This is a genomic window from Sinimarinibacterium arenosum, assembly GCF_005047655.1.
Lineage (GTDB): Bacteria > Pseudomonadota > Gammaproteobacteria > Nevskiales > Nevskiaceae > Solimonas.
On sequence record NZ_SUKF01000023.1, the window covers coordinates 1 to 1,213 of the forward strand.

The following is a 1,213-nucleotide window of genomic DNA, read 5'->3' on the forward strand; positions in this document are numbered from 1 at the left end:
TGTAATGACCCACCGAAACCTGCACAGGTCATGCCGCTAAAGCAAATGCTTCAGCGGGTGTTTTCATCTTCAGCGCCTGGTGAGGGCGCCGATGGTTGTAGAACTGGATCCAGTCGCTGATGACGCGGCTGGCGTGCTGGAGTGTTTCGAAGCGATGCCGATGCGCGCATTGCTCCTTCAGCGTTCGGATGACCCGCTCGACCATGCCGTTCTGCTGCGGGCAGTGCGGCGTGATGAATTCCTGCCGCAGGCCGTAGCTACGCACCAGTGCCGTATAGCGACGACTCGTAAAAACCAGTCCGTTGTCGGATCGCAGCAGAAAGGGTGCCGGCACATGGCCCAAGGTTCCGAATCGCGTGATGAGCGCCTGCTCCAGCGCCGAGCCCGCTGTTGTCGCTTTGCCGCTGCGCGATAAGTGCCAGCCAAGCAGTTCGCGGGTGTGGCAGTCGATGACCAGTGCCAGGCTGGCCCAGCCGTCACGGCCGGCCCATATTCGGCAAAGATCGGTTGACCAACGCTGATTCGGTGCGTCGGCCCTGGAGGGCAACGCTTCGATCCGCGGACGATGTCCGGTCGGACGCTTCTTGACCTGCCAGCCCTTGATCTGAAAAACCCGCTGAACGGTGTTCTTGTTGAAGCCCAGCAGGCCAGCAACGGTCCGATAGCCAAACGACGGCTCTTCTTCGATCATCGCCTTGATCGGCTCGGCAAAGCGCGGCTGGACCTTAGGCGGGGATTTCTGCGATCGGTAGTAGACCGTCCGGCGCGGAACGCCGAACCACGCGCACAGCTTGCTGATCGACACGTCGAAGCCGTCTGCTTTAAGTCCCTGGCGGATCGCTTCGATCATGTCTCGTCCTCGCCCAGCAGGGACTGCAATTTTTTTCGGGCGCGCAGCTCCAACATCGCTTCGCCGTACGCTTCCTGCATATCCTTGAGCTTGCGCTCGTACTGCTCGCGAACATCTTCAGGCTTAGCTCGGAGCGCGTTCTCCATCCCGGCCTTGGCCTGGTCCACCCAGTCCTCCAGCTCCGACGGCGACAGATCAAACTGCCGCGACGCCTCCGCTACCGTCGTCTTGCCCTGAATGATCTCCAGCACCAGCGCGCTTTTGCGCTTGGCCGTCCACCGCTTGATCTCTTCGTCCATCACCTTGCCCATGCTTAACTCCTTTCAAAGTATCGCCTGAGCAGATTTTCAGTGGGTCATTACA

2 protein-coding genes are annotated in these 1,213 nt (G+C 60.2%); both read right to left on the reverse strand.

All coding sequences use genetic code 11. The features are described 5' to 3' along the window. Positions 1 to 28: 28 nt before the first annotated feature. Positions 29 to 850, reverse strand: coding sequence for an IS3 family transposase (locus tag E4T66_RS21245; protein ID WP_136852158.1), 822 nt, complete (start codon positions 848 to 850; stop codon positions 29 to 31). Beyond that, positions 847 to 1,161 carry a transposase gene (locus E4T66_RS21250; RefSeq protein WP_136852160.1) on the reverse strand — a complete coding sequence of 105 codons (315 nt, stop codon included), beginning with the start codon at positions 1,159 to 1,161 and terminating at the stop codon, positions 847 to 849. Before E4T66_RS21250 ends, E4T66_RS21245 begins: the two co-directional genes overlap by 4 nt. Positions 1,162 to 1,213 lie beyond the last annotated feature (52 nt).

Excerpts from the sequence above, each read along its gene's own strand:
- E4T66_RS21245 (WP_136852158.1), bottom strand. The coding sequence starts at position 850 with ATGATCGAAGCGATCCGCCAGGGACTTAAAGCAGACGGCTTCGACGTG.
- E4T66_RS21250 (WP_136852160.1), bottom strand. The coding sequence starts at position 1,161 with ATGGGCAAGGTGATGGACGAAGAGATCAAGCGGTGGACGGCCAAGCGC.